The sequence below is a fragment of the Enterobacter sp. 940_PEND genome (assembly GCF_001059415.1).
Classification (GTDB): domain Bacteria; phylum Pseudomonadota; class Gammaproteobacteria; order Enterobacterales; family Enterobacteriaceae; genus Enterobacter; species Enterobacter cloacae_M.
This window is the reverse complement of the sequence record NZ_JUMS01000006.1, coordinates 238,579-260,683: the sequence shown is the minus strand read 5'-3', so window position 1 is coordinate 260,683 and position 22,105 is coordinate 238,579. Positions and strand designations below refer to the sequence as shown.

At 47.4% G+C, this 22,105-nt stretch carries 17 protein-coding genes, 1 tRNA gene and 1 pseudogene; 7 read left to right on the top strand and 12 right to left on the bottom strand.

Annotation, left to right across the window (positions count from 1 at the left end; genetic code table 11):
• From ADJ24_RS02480 to ADJ24_RS02470, 3 genes are all read right to left on the bottom strand, one after another.
• Nucleotides 1–252, bottom strand: coding sequence for a DUF905 family protein (locus ADJ24_RS02480; protein WP_023312599.1), 252 nt, complete (start codon nt 250–252; stop codon nt 1–3).
• Nucleotides 249–920, bottom strand: a complete 672-nt coding sequence (locus tag ADJ24_RS02475; protein WP_023312598.1) for an EcsC family protein — start codon at nt 918–920, stop codon at nt 249–251. Before ADJ24_RS02475 ends, ADJ24_RS02480 begins: the two co-directional genes overlap by 4 nt.
• Before the next feature lie 165 nt (nt 921–1,085).
• A complete protein-coding gene (locus ADJ24_RS02470; protein ID WP_023312597.1) occupies nt 1,086–2,267 on the bottom strand; it encodes a hypothetical protein in 1,182 nt (393 codons plus the stop codon).
• A gap of 534 nt (nt 2,268–2,801) precedes the next feature.
• Between ADJ24_RS02470 and ADJ24_RS02465 the strand changes: the two genes are divergently transcribed.
• Nucleotides 2,802–3,746, top strand: coding sequence for a glycosyltransferase (locus ADJ24_RS02465; protein WP_023312595.1), 945 nt, complete (start codon nt 2,802–2,804; stop codon nt 3,744–3,746).
• A gap of 194 nt (nt 3,747–3,940) precedes the next feature.
• On the opposite strand, the gene ADJ24_RS02460 is transcribed toward ADJ24_RS02465, so the two are convergent.
• The 3 genes from ADJ24_RS02460 to ADJ24_RS25725 form a co-directional block, all read right to left on the bottom strand.
• A complete protein-coding gene (locus ADJ24_RS02460) occupies nt 3,941–4,867 on the bottom strand; it encodes a hypothetical protein (protein WP_023312594.1) in 927 nt (308 codons plus the stop codon).
• 791 nt (nt 4,868–5,658) lie between these two features.
• A complete protein-coding gene (locus ADJ24_RS02455; RefSeq protein ID WP_023312593.1) occupies nt 5,659–7,227 on the bottom strand; it encodes a YfjI family protein in 1,569 nt (522 codons plus the stop codon).
• Nucleotides 7,228–7,298: 71 nt separating this feature from the next.
• Complete coding sequence (locus ADJ24_RS25725; protein ID WP_023312592.1) at nt 7,299–7,589, bottom strand: helix-turn-helix transcriptional regulator; 291 nt, start codon at nt 7,587–7,589, stop codon at nt 7,299–7,301.
• A gap of 286 nt (nt 7,590–7,875) precedes the next feature.
• On the opposite strand from ADJ24_RS25725, the gene ADJ24_RS02445 reads away from it, so the two are divergent.
• Nucleotides 7,876–8,730: a hypothetical protein gene (locus ADJ24_RS02445; protein ID WP_023312591.1), complete on the top strand. Its 855-nt coding sequence runs from the start codon at nt 7,876–7,878 to the stop codon at nt 8,728–8,730.
• A 49-nt stretch (nt 8,731–8,779) separates the two neighbouring features.
• Nucleotides 8,780–9,589, top strand: a complete 810-nt coding sequence (locus tag ADJ24_RS02440; protein ID WP_023312590.1) for an FRG domain-containing protein — start codon at nt 8,780–8,782, stop codon at nt 9,587–9,589.
• A 55-nt stretch (nt 9,590–9,644) separates the two neighbouring features.
• Here the strand turns inward: ADJ24_RS02440 and ADJ24_RS23815 are convergent.
• Nucleotides 9,645–9,821: pseudogene (locus ADJ24_RS23815) on the bottom strand (IS3 family transposase); the annotation flags it as partial.
• Nucleotides 9,822–10,256: 435 nt separating this feature from the next.
• Here ADJ24_RS23815 and ADJ24_RS02435 point away from each other — a divergent pair.
• Nucleotides 10,257–12,386 (top strand): site-specific DNA-methyltransferase, encoded by a 2,130-nt coding sequence (locus tag ADJ24_RS02435; protein WP_023312589.1) that lies wholly within the window; start codon nt 10,257–10,259, stop codon nt 12,384–12,386.
• Nucleotides 12,383–14,956 carry a DEAD/DEAH box helicase gene (locus ADJ24_RS02430; protein WP_023312588.1) on the top strand — a complete coding sequence of 858 codons (2,574 nt, stop codon included), beginning with the start codon at nt 12,383–12,385 and terminating at the stop codon, nt 14,954–14,956. Before ADJ24_RS02435 ends, ADJ24_RS02430 begins: the two co-directional genes overlap by 4 nt.
• Nucleotides 14,957–15,029: 73 nt before the next feature.
• On the opposite strand, the gene ADJ24_RS02425 is transcribed toward ADJ24_RS02430, so the two are convergent.
• The 4 genes from ADJ24_RS02425 to ADJ24_RS02410 all read right to left on the bottom strand — a co-directional run bounded on the left by ADJ24_RS02425 (nt 15,030) and on the right by ADJ24_RS02410 (nt 18,978).
• Nucleotides 15,030–16,289 carry a tyrosine-type recombinase/integrase gene (locus tag ADJ24_RS02425; protein WP_023312587.1) on the bottom strand — a complete coding sequence of 420 codons (1,260 nt, stop codon included), beginning with the start codon at nt 16,287–16,289 and terminating at the stop codon, nt 15,030–15,032.
• Nucleotides 16,290–16,523: 234 nt separating this feature from the next.
• Nucleotides 16,524–17,723: a tyrosine-type recombinase/integrase gene (locus ADJ24_RS02420; protein WP_007851503.1), complete on the bottom strand. Its 1,200-nt coding sequence runs from the start codon at nt 17,721–17,723 to the stop codon at nt 16,524–16,526.
• A 175-nt stretch (nt 17,724–17,898) separates the two neighbouring features.
• Nucleotides 17,899–17,973, bottom strand: a tRNA-Arg gene (locus ADJ24_RS02415).
• A gap of 75 nt (nt 17,974–18,048) precedes the next feature.
• A complete protein-coding gene (locus ADJ24_RS02410) occupies nt 18,049–18,978 on the bottom strand; it encodes a formate/nitrite transporter family protein (RefSeq protein WP_023312586.1) in 930 nt (309 codons plus the stop codon).
• 315 nt (nt 18,979–19,293) lie between these two features.
• Here ADJ24_RS02410 and mlaA point away from each other — a divergent pair, with 315 nt between their 5' ends.
• Nucleotides 19,294–20,046: a phospholipid-binding lipoprotein MlaA gene (gene mlaA, locus ADJ24_RS02405; RefSeq protein ID WP_023312585.1), complete on the top strand. Its 753-nt coding sequence runs from the start codon at nt 19,294–19,296 to the stop codon at nt 20,044–20,046.
• Between the two features lie 44 nt (nt 20,047–20,090).
• Here mlaA and fadL read toward each other — a convergent pair whose 3' ends face one another.
• Entirely contained in the window at nt 20,091–21,413 is a 1,323-nt protein-coding gene (gene fadL, locus ADJ24_RS02400) for a long-chain fatty acid transporter FadL (RefSeq protein ID WP_023312584.1), read from the bottom strand.
• Between the two features lie 372 nt (nt 21,414–21,785).
• Between fadL and ADJ24_RS02395 the strand changes: the two genes are divergently transcribed.
• Nucleotides 21,786–22,070 (top strand): YfcZ/YiiS family protein, encoded by a 285-nt coding sequence (locus ADJ24_RS02395; RefSeq protein ID WP_023312583.1) that lies wholly within the window; start codon nt 21,786–21,788, stop codon nt 22,068–22,070.
• Nucleotides 22,071–22,105 lie beyond the last annotated feature (35 nt).

Here is a 22,105-nt window from a genome sequence, read left to right as displayed (position 1 = left end):
TTAGTTGTCGTCAGAGAGTGAAGGAACAGGGATACCATCACTGACGATATAGCGATTGAGCATCACCCCGGCATCCGGGGCAAAGTTCCAGTCGCGCCAGATAAGCATGTCGTCGGTATCGCGGATAACCAGACGAAAATGGATGCCCTGGTCATCTTCTATAGAAATATTGATGTATGCGGCGGCTATAGCTTCAGCCTGAGCGCGGGTGAACGTCCCTTGTGGCAACGAGGGAACCTGATGATTTCTCATGATTTCCGTTGCCCCGGATAAGGTGGCAGAAACGTGGTGCAGGCAATGCGGCCAATTGTGCGGGTGGTGGTGACATCCACCACCCCGCTGACCACACCACCGGCCAGGGGCACCAGACGAATAAACTGACCGCCGGTGCGTATGCCTGTCCGGGTAGCCATCAGCACCAGGGTTTTCTCCACAATCCTCCGTGTGAAGGGCCGGGTCCAGTTCTCCATCGCCTGTAACGCCACTTCCTGCAACAGCGCTTTGGCAGCGTTACCGCACAGACACAGCCCGGCAAGTGCCCGGATACGTTCATCAGCCAGATTGCGTTTACCAAGGCAGGCGATGGCTGCCACCAGTCGGGTCTGGAGAAACAGTACGCTGGTGATGTTCAGGGGCAGCGTGACGGGCATCGCCACCACCCCGCCCACTCCGGATAAAAAGCCGGTACTGCCCGCCTTAACGCTCTCCCAGCGGATCATCGCGTGAGCGGCCTTTGTCACATCCCCCTCCGCATCCGTGAGATAGCGTTCTGCCAGGGTTTCAGCCGACTCGATCCCGGCAATCCCACTGACGGCTTTGTCATAGAGCCAGCCCATCATCGCCTGAATGCTGCGGGGGGTGTGTTCTTCTGCTGGCATCTCATCGTCATACTCAACGTCAATATCATCGTTATTTTCCATTCGTTCTCCTGCTTAAACAGTGGATAAAAGAAAGGCCAGGGACATTGCTGTAATGAGCCTGGCGGGGGGTTTGCTGTCAGAGGACATAAAAGCAACAGGCCACGCCCTCCTGAGAGGGTGTGGCCTGCTGGCAAGGGTTATCCCTGTGGTTAATGATTTTTACTGTCAGTTCAGGGTGAAGTGTTCACCCATTTTTTCGTTGTCAACGTGACTGTCCTGGGGAAGCTCGCGGGTATCGAGCGTCAGACGGGTTTTACATTCATGAGCCGAAATCAGATCCCCGTTTTTGTACACCCGGATGCCCTGAAACTCTTCATGACCGGTGTCTTTATTCAGCAGAATGTAGTCATATACCCCTTTGTTAAAGCGGATGTAACTGGCCGACCCCATTCCCAGCGGTGCGTGGTAGTGGAAGGCTTTCACACCGAACAGCCCTTCCGTTAACTCCAGCTCGGGTTTATCGTTCTTATCCGTGTAGGTGTAGCGATAATCCTTCCCTGCGGCGGCATAGACCCCCACATTTTTCCCGTTATCCAGGGTACAGAACGCATTCACCGGGAGATCCGCAGGCTGCTGAGCTGTCTGCTTCTCTGGTTCTGTTATTTTTGGGGTAGTTTTCGACACACGATTTTGTGCCGCGAGGCGGCGGGCTTCGTTTGCCGCTTCTGCATCCTTTTGCGCCAGGCTACCCGGGCCATAAAGATTTTTACTGGCTCCCTCTCCATGGAACCCACCTTTTCCAGAGCCTTCAGCAACGCCCGCTTTTGGATTGTAACTGGCAGCTATTTCCGGGTCAGCCTCGCGTGAAAATGCCTGCTTTGACTGTTTATGCCATTGGCCGTTTTCACCCTGTTTGTAACCCATCTTTGCCATGCCCTGTTTGTATTCCGACTGGGGATCGAAATCAGTCACCTTCTGATTAATCACTGAGCCGCACACGCTGGCAAAATCAGAGGTACTGAAGGTAAAAGAAGAACCAAACGTGCTCATGTTGGCTTTTTTGTTTTTTTTCAATGAATTAATAACTGACTGAATATCACTAGTTGCCACGGTTGTCTGCACTGACTGGTATTGGGACTGGCTGTTACACATCACACTGGATGGATAAGAAGTGTTATTAATCCTGAAATTACTACCGGTAAGTTCAGTGGTGCCACGACCGCCGCACTTTGGCTTATTCTCAATGATACCAATCGTTGACGGCTTAACCCGTAGCAGAACCTGACCGTCATCGCTGTACGACTGGCAGAAGGTACCATTGACGGTCCATGCGGCAGAAGCATTAAACGCCGCCATGCTGAGCACAACAGCCAGCAAGGTTTTCTGATGTGGACGGTATTTTTTCATTCAATTTTTTCCTTTTTAATTGCTGAGCGGGAAACGGGTCTGTTTCCCGAATGGTTTTACTTCCTGAAAATACTCATCACCCACTAATCAGCGGGAAACCTTCATCCTGCCCTCTTCACTGTTGATAACCCTTCCGGGCCGTGGAAATGACCCGACTAAAACCCATGCCAGGGTGCGTGTAACCGGCAACACCATGATCGTTTTTATCGATCGATTTAATATAATTGATCTGTATAATCAATTGATAATTTTATAAAGACAACACATGAACGACGGTGAAATATTGTTAATGGTCTGTTTTATAGAGATTTACCTAACCAGGATTGAAAGTGGCTGGCTCAAAGGGATACAGGTGTCGGAATGAAAAGATGTGCAAGATGTAACAAGAGAAGGGGCGTCATCAGCCTCCTGTTTGGGCTTGATAAGGAATACTGCGACGAATGCTTATTTGATACTGAGCAGGAAATCAGGGAAAAACACATCCTCCCCGTCAGGCGTCAGAAAGATGACAGCGAAGGGAAAGCGTAGCCCGATATGCAGCCTAAAATTGATGTCAGCGCCATTATCCCGGTCTTCAATGCGCAGACCACCATCGACCATCTGGTGAATAGGCTCCTCAGCGAGCAAACACTCAGCACTGAGGTGATTGTTGTGGATGATGGCTCTACCGACGAAACGTCGACCATACTCAGCACCATCGAAGATGAACGGCTGGTGGTTATCAGCCAGCAGAACCTTGGTGTATATGCTGCAAGAAATGCCGCACTGGCAGTGCACCGGGGTGAATGGGTGGTTTTTCTTGATGCGGATGACCGGATTGAAGAAGGTTTTCTCCGGGAGAGACTGAAAAGCGCACGAGCGGCCCAGGCCGATGTTGCTCTTTTCAATGGCTGGTACACCGACAGCAGTTGCCTGCAACTAAGACCTGTTCATCGTAAGCAACCTTATGCTCAGGCACTCAACGGGCATGCGTGGATACAACATTGCGTGGCACAGAAAGAATGGCCGCATTACCTGTGGCTACAAATGGTGCGCTCGTCCTATATAAGGAAGAATAATCTGCACTTTCAGGAAGGAAAAAGCCACAAGGACATCCTCTGGACGATTAACCTCGCCGCTGCAAATGGCCAGTTTTATTTCGCTGACAGGAAGGACTATTTCTACATCACAAACCCGGCATCGATTACCCACCGGCAGGACTACTACGATATCCGGGCGCACAGCTACATTGATGTTATCAGCGACATTCTCGTTCTTTCATCCTTGCCACAGCACCATGAAATCAAAACGCCTCTGAGAAGGCATGCGCTGGTTGAGTGTCGCCATTTTCTCGGGTTGTTCCGGCGAAAGATTGCAAACCGGCAGGCAGCCCGACAGTTGTTCAGGCAACGAATCGTATTGCGTCAGTTGGTTGCAGGGGTCAGCGGTCTGAGCGACCTCTTTTTTGTGCTGAAACTCGTGAGAAAGATTTATCTGTAGCCAGGGAGATTACAGCTGTGAATCTCGTGAGATAGATGCAACAGAGAATTTCCGCATAAAACTAAAAAACCCGGAACGCTACATCAGTAACGAACCGGGTAAGTCACGCAGGAAGTGGTTATTTCACCGTTGCAGAAAATATTCTTGATCTGTTCAGATAAGTAATATAGCCGCAAAAATATCTGGAATAGCCTTTACTCAAAAGTCAGGTCTTCCCCTATAAGACGCCATAAATCAACGTGTTCCTTCTCCTGCTGTGGTACATAGAAAAAGGTAGTGGCAGAACGTTTTATGCCAGTGAAATAGCGATAACACAGAACTTCATCTTCGGCATCACCAGCCGCGATTATCTCCTGTGAGTAGAACCCATTGTAGAACGCCACCACAGCCTCTCTGTTGTCTATTTCAACACTGAAGTAGCGACGGAGATACTTACGCAATAAGCGGTACATCAGGTCGATAAACTGCTTGTGTGGCTCGCGTAATGACGAGTTGATATTAAAGCATTGACTAAAAATGCGGCATAATAGCGCCATGATGCGATCGGGGTCACCGGATAACACCGCATGGAAGCCCACAATCGCCAGTAGCTCCAGATAGAGAGGGTATTGAGGGAACAGTTGTTTTATTTCCATCAAACATTCTGAAACACTGTGATGCTCAAGACGCCACAATTCCTTATAAAGCAAAGTGAACAAGGGAAGTTGTCTCTCAATACCACCAAACTCAATCTTTCTGGGAGCATTACCATAAAAACGTTTAGCCGGTGTAATTTCTCTTAGTGCTGCATTCACTTCCTCTGAACCAAACCGTTCAATTAAACTGTCATACAGACTACCGTTAAACGGTATCAACTCCCCCGTTGACTGAATCCCCCCGAAACCCTGTCCCTGATACGGGATAGCATCATTATTCCGGCGATTAATAAATGAAGGTGCTATAATCATATTCTCAGTAGTATTTGCGCCCCCTTTTGCGTTCGGATACAAATGGCTGATATCCAGAAAAGGCAGCGGCGCAAGTGTTAATTTCTCCTGACGGTCACTGAGTGGAGGAGTATAACTTCGTTGGTAATGAGACTTGCGTAAATATAAATGATAGTAATTCACGATTTCTGTCATATTCGAAACTGACCCCAACAAATAAAGATTCCGTTTGATTGAATTTTCTATATGTGTCCAGTACGATGAACTCAGAATACTTTCAGCGTTGAAGTTATCGAACTTCCTTGAATCACGTTGTCGGCAAACTGCACTGCAATACTTTTCATTCCTTGTTCCTGATAACGTATTCTTACAAGGAGGATATCCGCATCGGGTATTTTCTCTCCCTTTACGCCTGTTGGCTCCGGATAAAAATATCAGATAATGGTTATCACATAATCGTTCCTGTCGTGCTGGCCTGAATCTAGAAACAAGGTTATTGCAATTATCTCTCCTGCATTTAGTCATGATGTGTCTGCACTTTAATTCATTGAATGTTATCACTAATGATTGCTATAGCTGATAAAGAATAGTGATGTGATATTTAGTTAATATATATTACGTATAATTACCTTATTGCGTTAGACCCACCTGGTAGTTGAATACAGTCATACAGCATTATTTGCCACTACCAAATCGAAAGTAACGATCTGCTTGATGGAGTGTTCCGGGCATCATACACTCCAAACATGACGAGCAAGTTTTGAACAAACACCCATCACCATCACACACTGAAAGGCTGAGATTTCTGCTAAATTAGCAATACCAGCAACTATTTTAAGACAGAAAAGTGCATATCTGGTTGTTTGTTGACCTCCGTCATCATACTAACGATGATGGTCACACCACCTTCAAATGAAGGATCCTGTGTTTCGAATAAGAATACTGATATTCCTGGATAATAGTTAGTGCAGCAGGCTGCCAACATTTTATAAATCAACATGCCAGAAATCTTCATCCTTCAGGTTTTGCGTTTGTACAGTGCTGTAGGAGTGAGTAACACTACCTGTACATACAGAACCGTTTGGATAATAACCTGCAATGTGTAACATGCTGGAACCGTTATATCGTATAATGCAACACAGTTTCTGATTGATTAGTTGATTTAACGCGGGTGTTAATTTATCTGTGTGTCTGAGACGGCCCGGACCAGACTGAAGCAGCTCAGACTTAGGAAATGGTACACCCTGATTTTTGTTCAGTCTTTTAAGTATAAAGTTCCAGAGGTTTCGGACATCGCATTCAAACTGGTATCGCTCTGATAGTGGATAAAACAGATCGCTTGCCTGCTGCAAATACCATTCTACTATTGTCAGTGCATTGCTTACCTGACGTGCGTCGATAATCTTAGTATAAAGAAGATCAGCTGCTGAACTGTTTCCTGTTGGTTTGGTTGAATAAAAAGTCATTATTGCCCCCAGTCGTAATACCTGTTCTGTTGCTTTTGACGCAAAATCCCGGATATGTGAAAACTTCCCGCCTGGTAAAATAGCCTGCTCAATTTCTCTCTGTTTTTCCTGAAGAAACATTTTTGCATCATCTGACAGTCTCAGTTGATCTTTCGGTATACTGTCATCATAAAACCGGGCTTCAAGAAGGGTTAACAGCCCCTGAATGTGGTCATAAAACGGAGCTAATACTGCATTCAGCCCTTCTTCATCAATACGGCTATTACGTTGCCCTATTGAGCTTTTTACCTTCATAACAAGGAAGCGGGCAAGTAAACCACTGTTTTTAGCCATCTCTCCATATTTTTCTAAAAAATTAATAAATACGCCAGGCTGAATCATTAGTGAAAGCATCAGACATAATGGGAGTTTGTAGTTCTCACCATCTGTTCTGTCAAATGAATATTTCCCTCCATCCCAGCCTTTATTCAACAGTCCTGGGTGATTTTTCAACCCGCTTCTGAAAAAAGAGATCGCTTCATCCATGATGATGCCAGCTTCAGCATGCAGGCTTAAGCCCTGGATAAGAGCTTTAAATGTCACGTCCTGATAGATGAACTTTGGCTCAACAGGACGTTTAGGTTCACGTTTATAATGCTCTTCCAACTGAGAATGAGCATCCTCGACCCCAAATCTCTTTTTTATAGCCTGCCGCTGATTAGCATTTAGCCCCTGTAAAACGGTTTTCCAGATCAGATGCTCCCTTTTATAGAGAACAAGTCGATCTCTGTATTCAAGTTGCATTTCCTCAAATCGACTATATACAGGTCTCATTAGCAGTCGTGACAGAAATGTCTTACCTTCACCAGACTCGGCAAGCGTAAGAAGGTATAAAGAGCATGGCCCTGATATACCTGAGTAAGGCGATATAACACCGACAAGATACTGACAGATAATCGAAAGCATGGTAAAAATAATGTTTACCGTCAATTCCATTGACATTCCTGTAAACATATTTACACGCTCAACTGTATCTTTTAATTGCTCAGGTAAACAGTACAAAGGGAAGGTTGTCCTGTTTTCTTTTTCTGTTTTTTTATTTAAAGACATCAATTGATTTCCTGTTTGTTGATGGTTTTATTGTTTTTTTGTTCGTGGTTCTCGCTGTTGCTTCCTTGATATTATCTGGCAGCAGCGCGCTCGTTTAACCATGCTTCATAGTCACTCTTTCTCCAGCGACTGGAGCGGCCTATTTTCAGCGGGCGGGGAAAAAGGCCTCTGGAAATAAGGGAATAGTAATGCTTGTCGCTAAGACCGCTATGAGCGGTGATGTCTTTCATGCTGAGCAGGATGTCATCGCCCATTGCAAAGCGGGTACGTTTTTCAACATCTGGTAGGAGTGGCCGCCCGGTCTGTTCGTTGTTATGCCGGTTTGCGTAAACCAAGGATTCTGTTTGTAGCAGATTCGTCATTGCTTGTTCCTCTTTGTTGATTACAGGAGCTCTCTGCTCCCTACGAAAGAGAAATCTACAGCCTGTCTGAATGCACCACGACACCATCAGCAAAAAAATTATTTAAATTTTACTTGGTGTCTTGACTTTTTTCTATTTATCACTTTTAAAGTGCAGGAGCAAAGTGTCCCGTTTCTTTTTTTTCAAGCATGTCTTAATGTGATCAATCACATAGAAACGTATGATGATTTCAACAGAATACTGGTTAGGCTGGGAAGTTTAGTTGTGACGATGAGGAGGATATTGGGTGGGAAGATCTAGGAAGGCAAAACTTTTTGTGGATGAGCATGGCGATACACCAGGGAATCATTACTGGCATCGGTTTATGTCACTGTACTATGTAGAACATCCATCAACATTGGGTAAGTATGCTTACAGTAGATTCAGTTCCCTTGAACCGCTTGAGCAGGTGTATATAGGCGAATTAAAAAATGCTTTTGAGATATGGTTTGATGTGCTTCATGCCAAGCCCCCCTCAGAACCTACAACCTTTCAGAAGATGTTCCTTGATGAACCTATGTCAAGTTTGATGATAATAGATGAAACGCTGGTGTACGATATCTTCTTCCGTTTTATCTATGAAAGGGATATCAAGCGGGAAGAGATTTCAGATCGTCTGGATGCACTTCTTGTCGATGATAAAATACCGTATCCCTGTCTTTTTGAAGTTTCATGCTATTTTTACATCATTGCTACACGAATTTTTGCCGACGAAAACTTTGATAATAAAGAGATTCAGTTTTTTAGAGCAATGTTTGAGGCTATCAATAGCTTAAAAGAGTTCACAAGCAAGCATGATGCGTATCTGCAAGAGAAAAACAAGGAACTGCATAAAAAAATATCAGGTAAAGGAGGTGAGAACAAATGGTCAAAGATCCGTGCAGAAGTCATCCGATTACTGAAAGAAGAAATTAGCTCAGGCCAATGTTTAGGACGGTTTAACAGTAATGCTGATTTGACTGAATACTTACTTCCTATGGTAGAAAAGTATATTAGTATCTGCGATATAAAATCGCCCGATGATTTGTTTTATACGCTCGAAAGCTGGTCAACAAGCCCTAAATCAGATATCTCGGCACTGTATGGGCTGTTGGTCATCTAATCAGCCAATATAAGACACTGTAATAAACAACTCAGATATGGAAGACTGGATGAAACTTGCCGATTCAGAATTATTCGGAACTGTTATAGTACCAGAAGATTTTAGTGAAATACTAACCCTGGCTACTTTTGATATACATAATGAACGGAATATTTACATGTGGCGAGGACAAGGTGATATTGCATGGCCAATACATAGCTCGGCATACAGACGCCTCATGAAAGATAGAGACTATCCATTAGGGGAGCATGTAATGCGAGATTATGAGCGAGAGTTATTACTAAATGCTCAGCATCAAGGTTATCATTTCGAAGATGGTAGGGAATTAAGTGATTTTGAGTTGCTGGCAAAGCTTCAGCATCATGGTGCTGCCACCAGAATGATCGATGTATCAAGAAATATGCTGGTTGCATTGTGGTTTGCATGTGATTCAATGCGTGATAAAACAGGCCTTTTATTTGGATTGCATTATTCGGCAATCAATGGATTTGAAGGGCGTCCTGATAAACGCTCTTATAATCAGGTGTTTGATAGAAAGACTGATATAGCGACAAATGAAGATGATTTCGATAATACTCCAACATTATGGCAGCCTCCTGTTGTGACAAAAAGGATTGCCGCCCAAAGTGCACAATTTCTTTATAGCCGGGTCAGCAACGATAGAACAGGAAGTCTGAGTTTCAGATGCGGTGAGAATATCGTGAACATGATCGTAATAACACCAGAAATGAAAACTAAATGTTTAAAAATATTAGAGAACACTTTTGATATCCGGAGGTTTACATTATTCCCTGACATTGACGGCTTTTGTTTTTCCAATAGCACAAATTTTGGATGTCACAGTAATGAAAGATGGTGAATATTCTATTCGGCAATCTACGAATTGATCTTCCCCGCCAAAAGTGGACACAGCCCTAAGCGAGGTTCTGGTTTTCAACTGTTCCGGGCTTAGACCGCTACAGGCACTGTGACGAGTGCCAGCTATTGTAATCACAATAGATATAATTAAACACAGCCATTCGCATCAGTTCACGGCTGACAAAGCGCTATCCGTGCACGCATTCCGCCTTCAGTGAATGAAAGAAGCTTTCCTTCTGCACAGGCATTATAGTAGCTGTTGCATGTAGCGCCCATGATGCCCCACAGAAGACAGGCACTGAAAGCGCATCCAAGATTAGCGGTGGTCAGAATGGCGCTTTGGCCTGACATTTATGCGCTGGTTAACCGACGCCGAAACCAGTCCAACTATTTCATCAAATCACTGGGATCACCAGCGTCCCCCCAAGGTTTGAACATACAAGGGAGCACATGGCGGAGGTCGAAAACCACCATTAGCCGTAGGTGTATCCAGAGCCAAAGGCCCCCCGAAACTCTCGGTTTTGGGATCGCCGAATTCATTTCATAGTGTTAATATTACCGCCAATTTTCAGCGTTCTGATTCCTTCTGTGAATCAACGTATTGGGCTTTCCTGATAGCCGAACGTTTGAACCTACAATGCTCAGAATTGATAAGAAAAAAGGAATATATGTCCAGGCTGACTGATTTAATAGCTAAAGCGAAGGCCAAAGACCCGCAACTGGCCGCTGATCTTGATCGAGAAATCAAGATTCTATCGTCACGTCTCCCCTTTGGGCTTAATTTTGAACGACATAGCCCTGAAGTTGTTGAGTTGCCATTGCGGCCTATTCGCAAGGGAGATAAAGTCCGCGTTCTGCCAGAGCGTGGATCCACCAAGAAAGGTGATCAACGGTTGTGGCAGGTTAAAACCATCCACAAGGCGAAGAAGGTCGCTGATCTCGAGTTGCTGGACGCGGCTGATATCGAGACTCAGACTGTAGCGCTGAGTAACCTTGTGGTTATAGCTGAATTTCGTGACACGATCTGGCCGGGTATGGTCAGTACGGGAAAAGTACAGCGCGGCGGTGATAAGCCTTTCCACTCAGTCATCAATGGCGAAAACTATCATGTACTGAAAGCGTTGACCTACACGCATAGAGGCAAGGTGGATGCCATCTATATCGACCCGCCGTATAATACAGGTGCGAAAGACTGGAAATACAATAACGATTACGTCGAAGAACAAGACTTGTATCGTCACAGTAAATGGTTAGCTTTTATGGAGCGCCGCCTGCTGATAGCTAAGGAGTTGTTAAATCCTGCTAATTCAGTATTGATCGTCACAATCGACGAAAAGGAATATTTACGATTAGGGTTATTGTTGGAACAAGTATATCCGAATGCAAAGATTGAGATGGTCTCTTCTGTAATAAATCCGAAAGGCACAGGCAGGTCAGGTGATTTTGCCCGTACGAATGAATTTTTGTTTTTTGTACGATTTGGGTCATCAACTGTCAGTGGCAGACCCGATGAAGCCGCTGTTGGCGCAGAAGTTGCTTGGGAAACAATGAGGAGACGAAACCTTGCATCTATAAGAGGCAGAAAAGGTAAAGGGGCTTGTGGTCCAAATCAGTTCTATCCCATTTTTGTAGACGAGGCATCAGGAGCCATTATTGGGCGTGGCGACCCACTGAATGTTGAAGTTCCTCGTGAAAGCATCATCCCCCCCTTAGGTGCTATTGCGGTTTTCCCTGTTCGTTCAGATGGAACTGAAATGAATTGGGAATATACTGACTCTGCATTCGATAAGTGGTGGAGAGAAGGTTATATTCGCGCCAATGGTAAAAAAGATGAACCTCAGCCTTACATCATCCAGCATCTTCCTAATAAGGCACGTAATGAAATAGCGGATGGAATTGCAATCGTTGAACGTAAACGTTCTGATGGTTCCATTATTGCAAAATATGTAAATGCAACGTTCAAGCATGTTACCACGCAATGGGATTTTACTTCCCATAGTGCTGAACACGGAGGCACAGGGATTATAAAATCTATTATCCCTGGGCGAAAATTTCCATTCCCAAAATCGCTTTATGCCGTCGAAGATGCTCTTCGCTTTTTTATTGCTAACAAACCCGAAGCAATCATCCTCGATTTCTTCAGCGGCTCTGGCACAACTGCCCACGCGGTCATGCGCCTGAACAAACAGGACGGCGGTCGTCGCCAGTGCATATCCGTCACTAACAATGAAGTTGCCGCTAGCGAACAGAAACTGTTGCGCGAACAGGGCTTACGCCCTGGGGACCCCGAATGGGAAAAGTGGGGTATCTGTGACTACATAACTAAGCCACGTGTACAGGCCGCCATCACAGGAAAGACACCTGAGGGAGAGTCGATTAAAGGCGACTATAAGTTTATCGACGAATTCCCGATGTCTGAAGGCTTTGAGGAGAATGCCGAGTTCTTCACCTTGACCTACGAAGCTGAAAAATCGGTTAGCTACAACCTAGCATATGCGCGCATTGCACCGTTACTGTGGCTACGCGCAGGTGCACGCGGCAAACGTATAGAGAAACTGCCAGCTGAAGGATGGGCAGTGGCTGATACTTATGGCCTGCTGTCGGCTGTAGATCAGGCCACACCTTTCATTGACGCCATTAGCCATGCTAGTGGCGTACGGGTGGCCTTTATCGTCACTGACGATGACCGCCACTTCCAGGCTGTCACCAGGCGTCTGCCAAAAGGTGTTGAGCCGGTACGTTTGTATGAATCGTACCTGACCAATTTCAGCTTCACCAGTGGGGAATTAACAGAATGAAGTTCACTCTCAAGGACTACCAGCGCGATGCTGTACGTGATTCGCTGGTGAATCTCAGAAAATCTCGCCGTTACTGGCATAACGAAAATGACAAGAGCGCCTTCTCTTTAACGGCTGTAACCGGTGCGGGTAAGACCGTCATGGCTGCCGCTGCGTTTGAAGCATTGTTTCATGGCGACGACGAGTTTAATTTCGATGCCGATCCTGGCGCGGTAGTGATCTGGTTCAGTGACGATCCTGCACTGAACGAGCAAACCCGCTTTCGCTTGATGGAAGCCAGTGACCGTATCAACTACAACGATATGGTGGTGGTTGAACATCCTTTCAGTCGGCGCAAATTTCAGGCTGGAAAAATCTATTTCCTTAACACGCAGAAGTTTGGCAAAAAAAGCCTGCTGGTGCGCGGGTTCGATGATAAAGGCGGGCTTTTCGAAGCAGCCCCTGATGCACAGGCTTATACGCTGTGGGATACCATCCAGAACACCATCGAAGACCCGGACCTGACACTTTATTTGGTTCTGGACGAAGCGCACAGGGGGATGGGTTCGTCGACAACTTCCAGCGAAGCGGCTAAAAGCACCATTGTACAACGGCTCATCAATGGTTCGGCTGGAGTGAAGGGTATTCCAGTAGTGTGGGGGATTTCCGCCACAGTTGAACGTTTCGACCAAGCCATTGCGAATACTGGCAATCATGTAAAACTGCCGAATGTGGTGGTTGACTCGGCTAAAGTGCAGGAATCGGGACTTATTAAGGACGATATCATTCTTGGTGTGCCGGATGAAGCCGGTGACTTCGATACCGTGTGGGTACGCCGTGCTGCCGACAGACTCAGGGAAGTGACCGATGCCTGGGCAGATTATGCAAAACAGCAGGAAACTGTGCGCGAAGTAGTACCGCTGATGGTATTCCAAGTACCCAATACGCCTGACCCGAACGAAGTGGGGCGTTGGCTGGATACGCTATTCTCTCGTTACCCTGAATTGCCCGTTGACAGTGTTGCTCATGTTTTCGGTGAACATACCACACAGCGTTTCGGCCAATATCAGGTACCTTATATTGAACCACAGCGAGTGCAGGAATCAACTTGGGTGCGTGTACTGATTGCTAAAGATGCCATCAGCACTGGCTGGGACTGCCCGCGTGCAGAAGTAATGGTTTCCTTCCGTGCAGCCAGCGACAGGACGCATATTACACAATTGCTGGGGCGTATGGTACGAACTCCACTGGCAAGACGTATTCCGGGTAATGAGCGCTTAAACTCAGTAGAATGCCTGCTGCCCAAGTTTAATACTAATACCGTGAGGGATGTCGTCAATACCTTGTTTAAGGGCGATGATACATCTCCTCCGAGCGGACGTATCCTGGTAAACCCTGTGGAGATGAAACCTAACCCGGCGGCTTCAGCTGCCGTATGGGAAGTATTTGAAGCGCTACCTTCACAAACCCGACCACAGAAAGGAGCCAGACCAGCCAGACGTCTGACCGCGCTGGCACAGGAACTGGTTGATGACGGCATTCTTGATGGGGCAGTCAGGAAAGCCCATGCTGCTTTGCACGCTGTCCTGGACAAATTCCAGACAGAAAATGCTGAAAAAATCAAAAACAAGCGCAATGCAGTGCTCGTAGTGGATGGTAAAGCGGTGGTTGCCAGCCTGAAGAACAAAGCGATGACCTTCAACGAATTCTGGGAGGAGGCGGACGTAGCGGTGATTGATGACGCCTACCGGCGTGCAGCCCGAATCTTCAGCCCGGATGTTTCACGTACCTATGTCGAATATCTGGCCGATAAGGTCGCGGATCGAGAAGAGGATGCTGAGGAGTATTTGGAAGCAATCATGGAAGCTCGTGTGACCGTTGCTGGTTTGGGGCTAGTGATGGAGGTGCAGGATTACTTCGATGCCGAGGCTGATAAACTGGCGAAGGCATGGCTGGCTGAGTACACGCAGCAGATCAAGTCCTTGAAAGATGAGCGTAAAGAGGCTTATCGTCAAATCATCGAAATGAGTACCGAACCGCAGGATGTGGATCTGGTCAGGCCGGAGAACAAGTTTGAAATGACTAGGGCGCGTGAAGGCGAGAAGGAAACTGACCTTCCTGTCTGGAAACACCATTTGTTGTGTGACGAAAACGGGAACTATCCGGCTCAGTTGAACCATTGGGAAACCACGGTTTTTGAGATCGAAACCAAACGTGAAGGATTTGCTTTCTGGTATCGAAATCCACAATACACAGGGCAGTCGTCACTAGGAATCGCTTATGTTGAAGCCGAACAGTACAAAATTGTTCGTCCCGATTTCCTGTTTTTTGCCGAACAGGATGGCGAAATGATTGTGGACCTGGTAGATCCACATGGCCTGCATCTGGCTGATGCCTTGCCTAAACTGAAAGGACTGGCGCTATATGCCGAACACCATCCTGATGCTTATAGGCGAATCGAATCCGTCGCCGAAGTAAAAGGTAAATTACGGGTGTTAGATTTGAAACGGCAAGATGTACGCAATGCTATAGCTGTAGCTGAAAATGCAGAATCATTATTCAGTAGCAATTTTGCTGGCTATTATCAGTAACCTATTGGTAATAAGTAAACGTAATGGCCTTTTATGAATAAAAGGCCATTTTAGATGCCCCAATTAATTACCCTTAACCCCGATTTACCTTCGCATAATCAAACGGCGTAATCGCTCTTTCCCGGTTCGCATCCAGAAAATCCGCCCACCACTGCAACATCAGTTTGCGCTCATCCAGATGTTCCGCTTTATGGATATACGCCGCCCGCACCGAATTGCGCTCCATATGGCTCATCTGGCGCTCCACCGCATCCTTCGACCATAGCCCTGACTCAATCAACGAACTACAAGCCATTGTACGGAAGCCGTGGCCGCAAATTTCAACTTTAGTGTCATAACCCATAACCCGCAGAGCACTGTTGACCGTGTTTTCACTCATGGGCTTGCGCGGGTCGTGATCGCCAATGAAAATCAACTCGTGTTCCCCGCAAAACTGTTTTATCTGCTTCAGGATTGCCAGCGCCTGCTTTGAAAGCGGCACCAGATGAGGTGTACGCATCTTTGATCCTCGCTGAGAATGTTTCACGCCGGGAATAGGCTCTCGCTCAGGCGGGATGGTCCACATTGACGTTTCAAAATCGATCTCTGACCAGCGAGCAAAACGCAGCTCACTGGATCGAATAAAGATAAGCAGAGTGAGTTCTGTCGCCCAGCGGGTTAGCGGCCTGCCGGTATAGCCGTCTATTTTCTCAAGTAACTCAGGGATGCGCTTTAATTCCAGCGCCGGGCGATGTTGTCGATTGCCAGATGCGACGGCCCCAGCCATCTCCTGCGCCGGGTTGTAATCAATCAACCCGCTTTGCACCGCATAACGCATGATGGACGTGGTGCGCTGTTGAAGACGGGAGGCCACTTCAAGACGGCCTGATGTCTCGACGGCTTTAATGGGAATTAACAGATCGCGGGTACCCAGTTCAGCAATATTGCGAGCACCAATTGCCGGGAAGATATTGTCCTCCAGGCTCTTTTTTACGCGATTAGCATGATCTTCCGACCATTTTTGGTTGGTCACGAGCCACTCTCTGGCAACCTTCTCGAAAGTAATAACCTCTTTCGCCTGCTCTTCTTTCGCAGCTCGTTTATGCTCACGAGGATCGATACCAGCAGCTACCAGCTTTCTGGCTTCTTCCCTTTTCTTCCTGGCATCCGCCAGTGAAATTTCAGGATAGACACCGAACGCCATCAAATGCTGTTTACCGCCAAAACGGAAACGAAATCGCCAATACTTGGAACCGTTAGGTTTTACAAGTAAAAACATGCCGTCACCGTCAACAAGTGAATACTCTTTCTCCTCAGGTTTCGCAGAACGAACTTTAGTATCCGTTAGGGCCATAATGGTCCTCCTTCCATTGGTATTTCGTGAGTATACAAGCAATATCGAATCGGCAAATATACTCATTAGTATACTCACAAGCTTGTTGATGTGGGTTGAGTTAGGTTGACTTCAGTTGAGGAGAAAATCGTGGAAAGCCTTGTGTGGCGCTGATTTCAGACATAAAAAAAGACCTCAGTTGAGGTCCATTTACATGCTTTTGGTGCCGAAGGCCGAACTCGAATCGGCTCTTCATTAACTAACTCTGGCAACGTTTCCATCCAATCGCAATCCATCCAAATAGTCCCCATACCACTGCATCATCTCTTTCCTCCCTTCAAGATACTGCGCATGGTTATAGGTCCCGCGAATCGCGTTCTTGTCCACATGCGCGAGCTGGGTCTCAATCCAAGCAGTGTTGAATCCTTCCTCATGCAAGATTGTGCTCATGGTGTGACGAAAACCATGTCCGGTTGCTCTCTTATCGTAACCAATCCTTTTAATAACCATATTGATGCTGGCTTCGCTCATTGGTTTATTAACATCGTTTCGACCTGCAAAGATAAACTGGTAAGTACCGGTCAATTGCTTTAGTTGCCGAAGTGCTGCTAAGGATTGAGCAGAAAGGGGCACTATGTGGGGTCGCCTCATCTTCATTCTACTTTTCGGTATTTCCCAGATATGGTTTTCGAAGTCGATTTCACTCCATTCTGCCATACGTAATTCGACGGTTCGTAAGCCCGTAAGCATGAGTAGTCGGGTCGCCAGAAGCGTTACTAGACTGCCGGTGTATTGTGAAAGCTTTTGTAAAAACTCGGGTAGCTCAGCAGCAGTAAGAAAGGGATAATGTTGTTTCTCGTACCCCTGTAAAGCACTACCAAGATCAGCCGCAGGGTTGTACTCGGCTCGGCCAGTAACAATAGCGTAACGGAACACTTCGCTACAACGTTGGCGCACTTTACTGGCAAGCTCCGGCGCACCTCGCTTTTCCATACGCTGCAATACAGACAGAAGCTCCAGTGGCTTTATCTCATTAACCGGCTGCGATCCAACAAAGGGAAATACATTGTTTTTGAAGGCCCGGTTAACATAGTCAGCGTAGTTTTTTGACCAGCCAGAAACTTTTGCGTTGTACCACTCAACCGCTATCGCTTCAAAAGTATTCGTAACCGATAGTTTTTGGGCAAGTAGTTCGGCTTTTTTAACTTCACCGGGATCTTTATCATTTGCCAATGTTTTTCTCGCTTCATCGCGCTTAGTGCGGGCTTCCGCAAGTGAGATGTCAGGATAGGTTCCGAACGAGAGTTTTTTCTCTTTACCGGCAAATCGATACTTCATTCGCCAGTACTTTGAACCGTTAGTATTGACCATGAGATAGAGCCCTCCGCCATCAGCGAGTTTATAGGCTTTATCTCTGGGCTTTGCAGTCTCGACCTGACGAGCATTCAGTGGCATTTGGGGGCCTCATTTTCCGTTGAACAGGATAAGCCCCCACTTAGGCCCCCAAACGTTTATTGATTCACGTAGATATGGGTAGACTTCAGTTGACGTCGCATAGCCTGAGAAGAGGGGTTATGGCTGATTATAAAAGGTTTTTATTGAATTCGGTAGACATCAGGAGAGTTATATCTGGTGTCCCCTGCAGGAATCGAACCTGCAACTAGCCCTTAGGAGGGGCTCGTTATATCCATTTAACTAAGGGGACGAGGCGGCACGAGTATAGCCTTATTTACACTTTGCGTTAAGCGCATCGCCGCCTGACTGCTCAAAGAGTCACCATTCAGGTCGATTTTTTTGTCGATTTATCATCATTTTCCCGTGCCTTTAGCTCAGCTTTGCGTTTGTTCGACATGTCGTTACGAATTTGGGCATGGCTTAACAGCGCGAAGATAAACGTTCCGCCGCAAATGTTTCCCGCCAGCGTCGGAAGGGCAAACGGCCAGAAGAAATCGCTCCAGTGAAGCGTACCGTTAAAGACCAGATAGAGGATTTCAACGGTACCGACCACAATATGCGTGGTGTCAGCCAGCGCAATTAGCCAGGTCATCAATATGATCACCACAATTTTGGCGCTTCCCGCGGAAGGAAACATCCAGACCATCGTGGCGATAATCCAGCCAGAGATGATGGCGTTTGAGAACATCTCGACCGGCGTGTTTTTCATTACGTCCATGCCGATTTTCACAAACGCATCCCGGGTGGGTTCATCAAAGATCGGCATATATTCAAACGCCCATGCCGCGATGCCCGTGCCGATAATATTACCCAGCAGGACCACGCTCCAGAGCCGCATCAATAAGCCGAAATTACCGAGTGTGGGGTTTTGCATCACCGGCAGGACGGCGGTCACCGTGTTTTCGGTAAACAGCTGCTGGCGGGCCATGATGACAATAATAAAGCCGAAGGTATAGCCGAGGTTTTCCAGTAAAAATCCACCGGGCACGCCTTCCAGCTGCACATGAAATATCCCTTTCGCAAGCAGAGATGCGCCCATTGAGAGCCCGGCAGCGATGGCTGACCAGAAGAGGGCCATCGCGTCGCGCTCCATCTCTTTTTCACCATCCTGGCGTATATGCTCGTGGATAGCCATTGCGCGGGAGGGGAGGCGATCTTCATCAATTTCTATCTTCTCACCGCGCGCTTTCTCCTCACTTTCAATTTCAAGATCCTCACTGCTCTCGCCAATTTTTTCTTCGCCTACATCTTTCATATCTGCTCCCGGAGGTTGATCTTTCTGTTAAGCGTAGCGGCTTTTGTCGGGATGCCTGTGGGGATGCTCTTAATTTGGCTGCAATGACAACAAAGGTGATACATCTCTCTCAAAGACATTATAAAATTGCCAGCGAAACGAATTCCAAAAGCCAGGCTATGCTGAGATCAGAGTCACGGTGGTTACTGCCCGTAATTGTGCTCATAGACATCGGTAAACGTGCTGTTACAATCACTTGCACGTTTACAGACGGAGCGTCAACGGCTCCGTTACGGATGGCAATCAACGATAGCCATACTGAACAGGGAGATATTTATGAAACTTCGGCTGTCGGCGCTTGCGCTTGGCGCGACGATGCTTGTGGGCTGCGCCAGCTCCGGGGAGCAAACGGGACGCTCCGATCCTCTCGAAGGATTTAACCGCTCAATGTATAGCTTCAACTACAACGTACTGGACCCGTATGTGGTTCGTCCGGTGGCAGTAGCATGGCGTGATTATGTTCCACAACCCGCGCGTAACGGGTTAAGTAACTTTACCAGCAACCTCGAAGAGCCTGCGGTCATGGTGAACTACTTCCTGCAGGGCGACCCGTATCAGGGGATGGTCCACTTTACTCGCTTCTTCCTGAACTCCATTCTGGGGATGGGTGGCTTTATTGATGTTGCAGGTATGGCTAACCAGAAGCTGCAGCGTGAACAGCCGCACCGTTTCGGCAGTACGATGGGACACTATGGCGTCGGGTATGGTCCGTACGTGCATTTACCGTTCTACGGTAGTTTCACCCTCCGTGATGATGGCGGCGATATGGTGGATACGCTGTATCCGGTCCTGTCGTGGCTGACCTGGCCGCTGTCGGTGGGTAAATGGACGGTGGAAGGGATTGAAACTCGCGCGCAACTGCTCGACTCTGATGGTCTGCTGCGCCAGTCTTCTGATCCGTACATTATGGTGCGCGAAGCGTACTTCCAGAATCATGACTTTATTGCCAACGGCGGCAAGCTGAAGCCGGAAGAGAATCCAAACGCGAAAGCGATCGAAAACGAACTAAAAGATATCGATTCGGAGTAAATAAAAAAGGTGAGCAATGCTCACCTTTTTTGATTCCAGCGCGATTAGAACGCGTAGTTGAAGTTCATGCCGTACAGCCAGGCTTTACCTTCGGAAGAGAACTCATACGGACCTTCCTTGAAGTTAACTTTTTGACCGTGCATATAAGATATGCCCGCATCAATAGAAGCATCCTTGTTGAATGCATAGGTCGCACCAGCGCTCAGCCAGAAGCGGTCCTGATCGGGAATCGAGATAGAGCGTTTGTCTGCTGGTACCGGACTATCATCGAAGGCAATACCGGTGCGGAATGTCCAGTTGTCATCCATATAGTAGGTTGTCCCCAGCGCGATGCGGTAAGCATCACGGAAGCTCTCATCTTTATAGAAGAGCGTGTCGCCGTTGCTATTGGTCGCCTTCAGCTCCTGGAACTGGCTCCAGCTGGTGTAGGTCAGGCTATAGTGAACTGCCCACTGTGGCGCCACTTTGTTATAACCTGACAATTCCCACATTTCTGGTAAGTGCAGGCTCAGAGAGCCGCCAGTGGTTTGTCCATTGGTTCCCATCGGAAGACCGAAGTTGCCGAGGATCTGGTTATAAGCAGAAGGGAGGCTGCTTTTGTAATCTCCATCAAAGTCGATTTTTACTTCGGAACGGTAGGTTAAGCCGTAACGGTTGTTTTTATCGAGTTCATAAAGGATACCGGCGTTCCAGCCAAAGCCCCACTCATCGCCCTTCAGATAAGCGATCTGAGTATCTGCTGGGATTCCAGCCACACGCTGTGCCAGGGCTGGTGGAAGTGCGCCTGAGCCAGCGACGACTTTGCCCAGGTCACCCGCGTAACGTTCGATCTTCGCTTTAGCATACACAGCGTCAAAGCCAACGCCGAAACTCCAGTGATTATCCAGACGGTAAGCACCGCTCAGGTTCAGGTTCAGGGTTTCGAGGTCGGTTTTACCGCCAAACGCCCCAGCTGCATAGTCGTTATTGAACTCGGTTGCTAAACCGTAGTTAGAGGTCACGGATGCGCCCCAACCGAACTGGTCGTTAATCGGCGCCACAAAGTGCATGTTTGGAACCCATGCCGTTGGGGCAATGTTATCCGATTTCAGATCGGCACCTGTCGGAGAACGGCCCGAGATATCAACACCTGGATCGACAAAAATTGCTCCGGCAGAGAAGGTCGGACGATCGAACATCATGATCAACGCGGGGTTACGACTCGCGTTACCCGCATCATCAGCAATGGCGCCTTCCCCTGAATACGCGCGGCCAAGGCCAGAGGAAGAAAATTCGTTTAACTGAAAGCCCGCTGACCAGGCGGAAGTGGAGACGAGTGCCACTGCGACTGCCAGCGCAGTCTTGTTGAACAGGGTTTTCTGGCTCATGACCATAACCTCATTGAGTTATTTTTATTCAATAATTGTTACATACCGTAACAGGAGCGCGAAGTGTAGGGTCTGAGGTATGACAGACAAATCAGACCAGTGGCCAGAGTATAGGTCCGACCAGCCTGAATGTTGCAAGTTTGTTTATTAATATTTTCAAACATGTTTCGTGAAACGAGATCTGCTTGGCAAAATTGTGACCATCGCGACTCACCCAAAAGGGTGGTTTTTGTTTTAGATCATTTTTTAGTGTGATATTGGTCACTTAACCGGTTTTGCGCCATTAACGGCTGGAGAGAGCCCGCGCCGGGGCGTAAAATATCAGCATCGTGTTTATCTCGCGCTCTGCGCGAATACAGAGGAAATTGAGCTATGAGTAAATGCAGTGCTGATGAAACCCCGGTTTGCTGCTGTATGGATGTTGGGACCATCATGGACAACTCCGATTGCACCGCGTCTTACAGCCGCGTGTTCACTACCCGCGCTGAAGCGGAAGAGACCCTGACCGCGCTGAGCAAGCGTGCGCGTGACGTTGAATCCGATCCGTGTGAAATCAAGTCAACCTTTACCGAAGTGGAAGGCGGCGTGAAGCTGGACATCGACTTTGTTTTCGCCTGCGAAGCGGAAACGCTGATTTTCCAGCTGGGCTTGCGTTAATTTCTGCGGTCGGATCCCTCTCCCTAACACTCTGC

What these genes read in the sequence shown, in the direction of transcription:
- ADJ24_RS02440 (WP_023312590.1), top strand. Translation starts at nt 8,780, where the DNA reads ATGAAACTTGCCGATTCAGAATTATTCGGAACTGTTATAGTACCAGAA.
- ADJ24_RS02435 (WP_023312589.1), top strand. Translation starts at nt 10,257, where the DNA reads ATGTCCAGGCTGACTGATTTAATAGCTAAAGCGAAGGCCAAAGACCCG.
- ADJ24_RS02395 (WP_023312583.1), top strand. Translation starts at nt 21,786, where the DNA reads ATGAGTAAATGCAGTGCTGATGAAACCCCGGTTTGCTGCTGTATGGAT.
- ADJ24_RS02455 (WP_023312593.1), bottom strand. Translation starts at nt 7,227, where the DNA reads ATGTCTTTAAATAAAAAAACAGAAAAAGAAAACAGGACAACCTTCCCT.
- ADJ24_RS02465 (WP_023312595.1), top strand. Translation starts at nt 2,802, where the DNA reads ATGCAGCCTAAAATTGATGTCAGCGCCATTATCCCGGTCTTCAATGCG.
- ADJ24_RS25725 (WP_023312592.1), bottom strand. Translation starts at nt 7,589, where the DNA reads ATGACGAATCTGCTACAAACAGAATCCTTGGTTTACGCAAACCGGCAT.
- ADJ24_RS02425 (WP_023312587.1), bottom strand. Translation starts at nt 16,289, where the DNA reads ATGGCCCTAACGGATACTAAAGTTCGTTCTGCGAAACCTGAGGAGAAA.
- ADJ24_RS02410 (WP_023312586.1), bottom strand. Translation starts at nt 18,978, where the DNA reads ATGAAAGATGTAGGCGAAGAAAAAATTGGCGAGAGCAGTGAGGATCTT.
- fadL (WP_023312584.1), bottom strand. Translation starts at nt 21,413, where the DNA reads ATGAGCCAGAAAACCCTGTTCAACAAGACTGCGCTGGCAGTCGCAGTG.
- mlaA (WP_023312585.1), top strand. Translation starts at nt 19,294, where the DNA reads ATGAAACTTCGGCTGTCGGCGCTTGCGCTTGGCGCGACGATGCTTGTG.
- ADJ24_RS02420 (WP_007851503.1), bottom strand. Translation starts at nt 17,723, where the DNA reads ATGCCACTGAATGCTCGTCAGGTCGAGACTGCAAAGCCCAGAGATAAA.
- ADJ24_RS02460 (WP_023312594.1), bottom strand. Translation starts at nt 4,867, where the DNA reads ATGACAGAAATCGTGAATTACTATCATTTATATTTACGCAAGTCTCAT.
- ADJ24_RS02430 (WP_023312588.1), top strand. Translation starts at nt 12,383, where the DNA reads ATGAAGTTCACTCTCAAGGACTACCAGCGCGATGCTGTACGTGATTCG.
- ADJ24_RS02470 (WP_023312597.1), bottom strand. Translation starts at nt 2,267, where the DNA reads ATGAAAAAATACCGTCCACATCAGAAAACCTTGCTGGCTGTTGTGCTC.
- ADJ24_RS02480 (WP_023312599.1), bottom strand. Translation starts at nt 252, where the DNA reads ATGAGAAATCATCAGGTTCCCTCGTTGCCACAAGGGACGTTCACCCGC.
- ADJ24_RS02475 (WP_023312598.1), bottom strand. Translation starts at nt 920, where the DNA reads ATGGAAAATAACGATGATATTGACGTTGAGTATGACGATGAGATGCCA.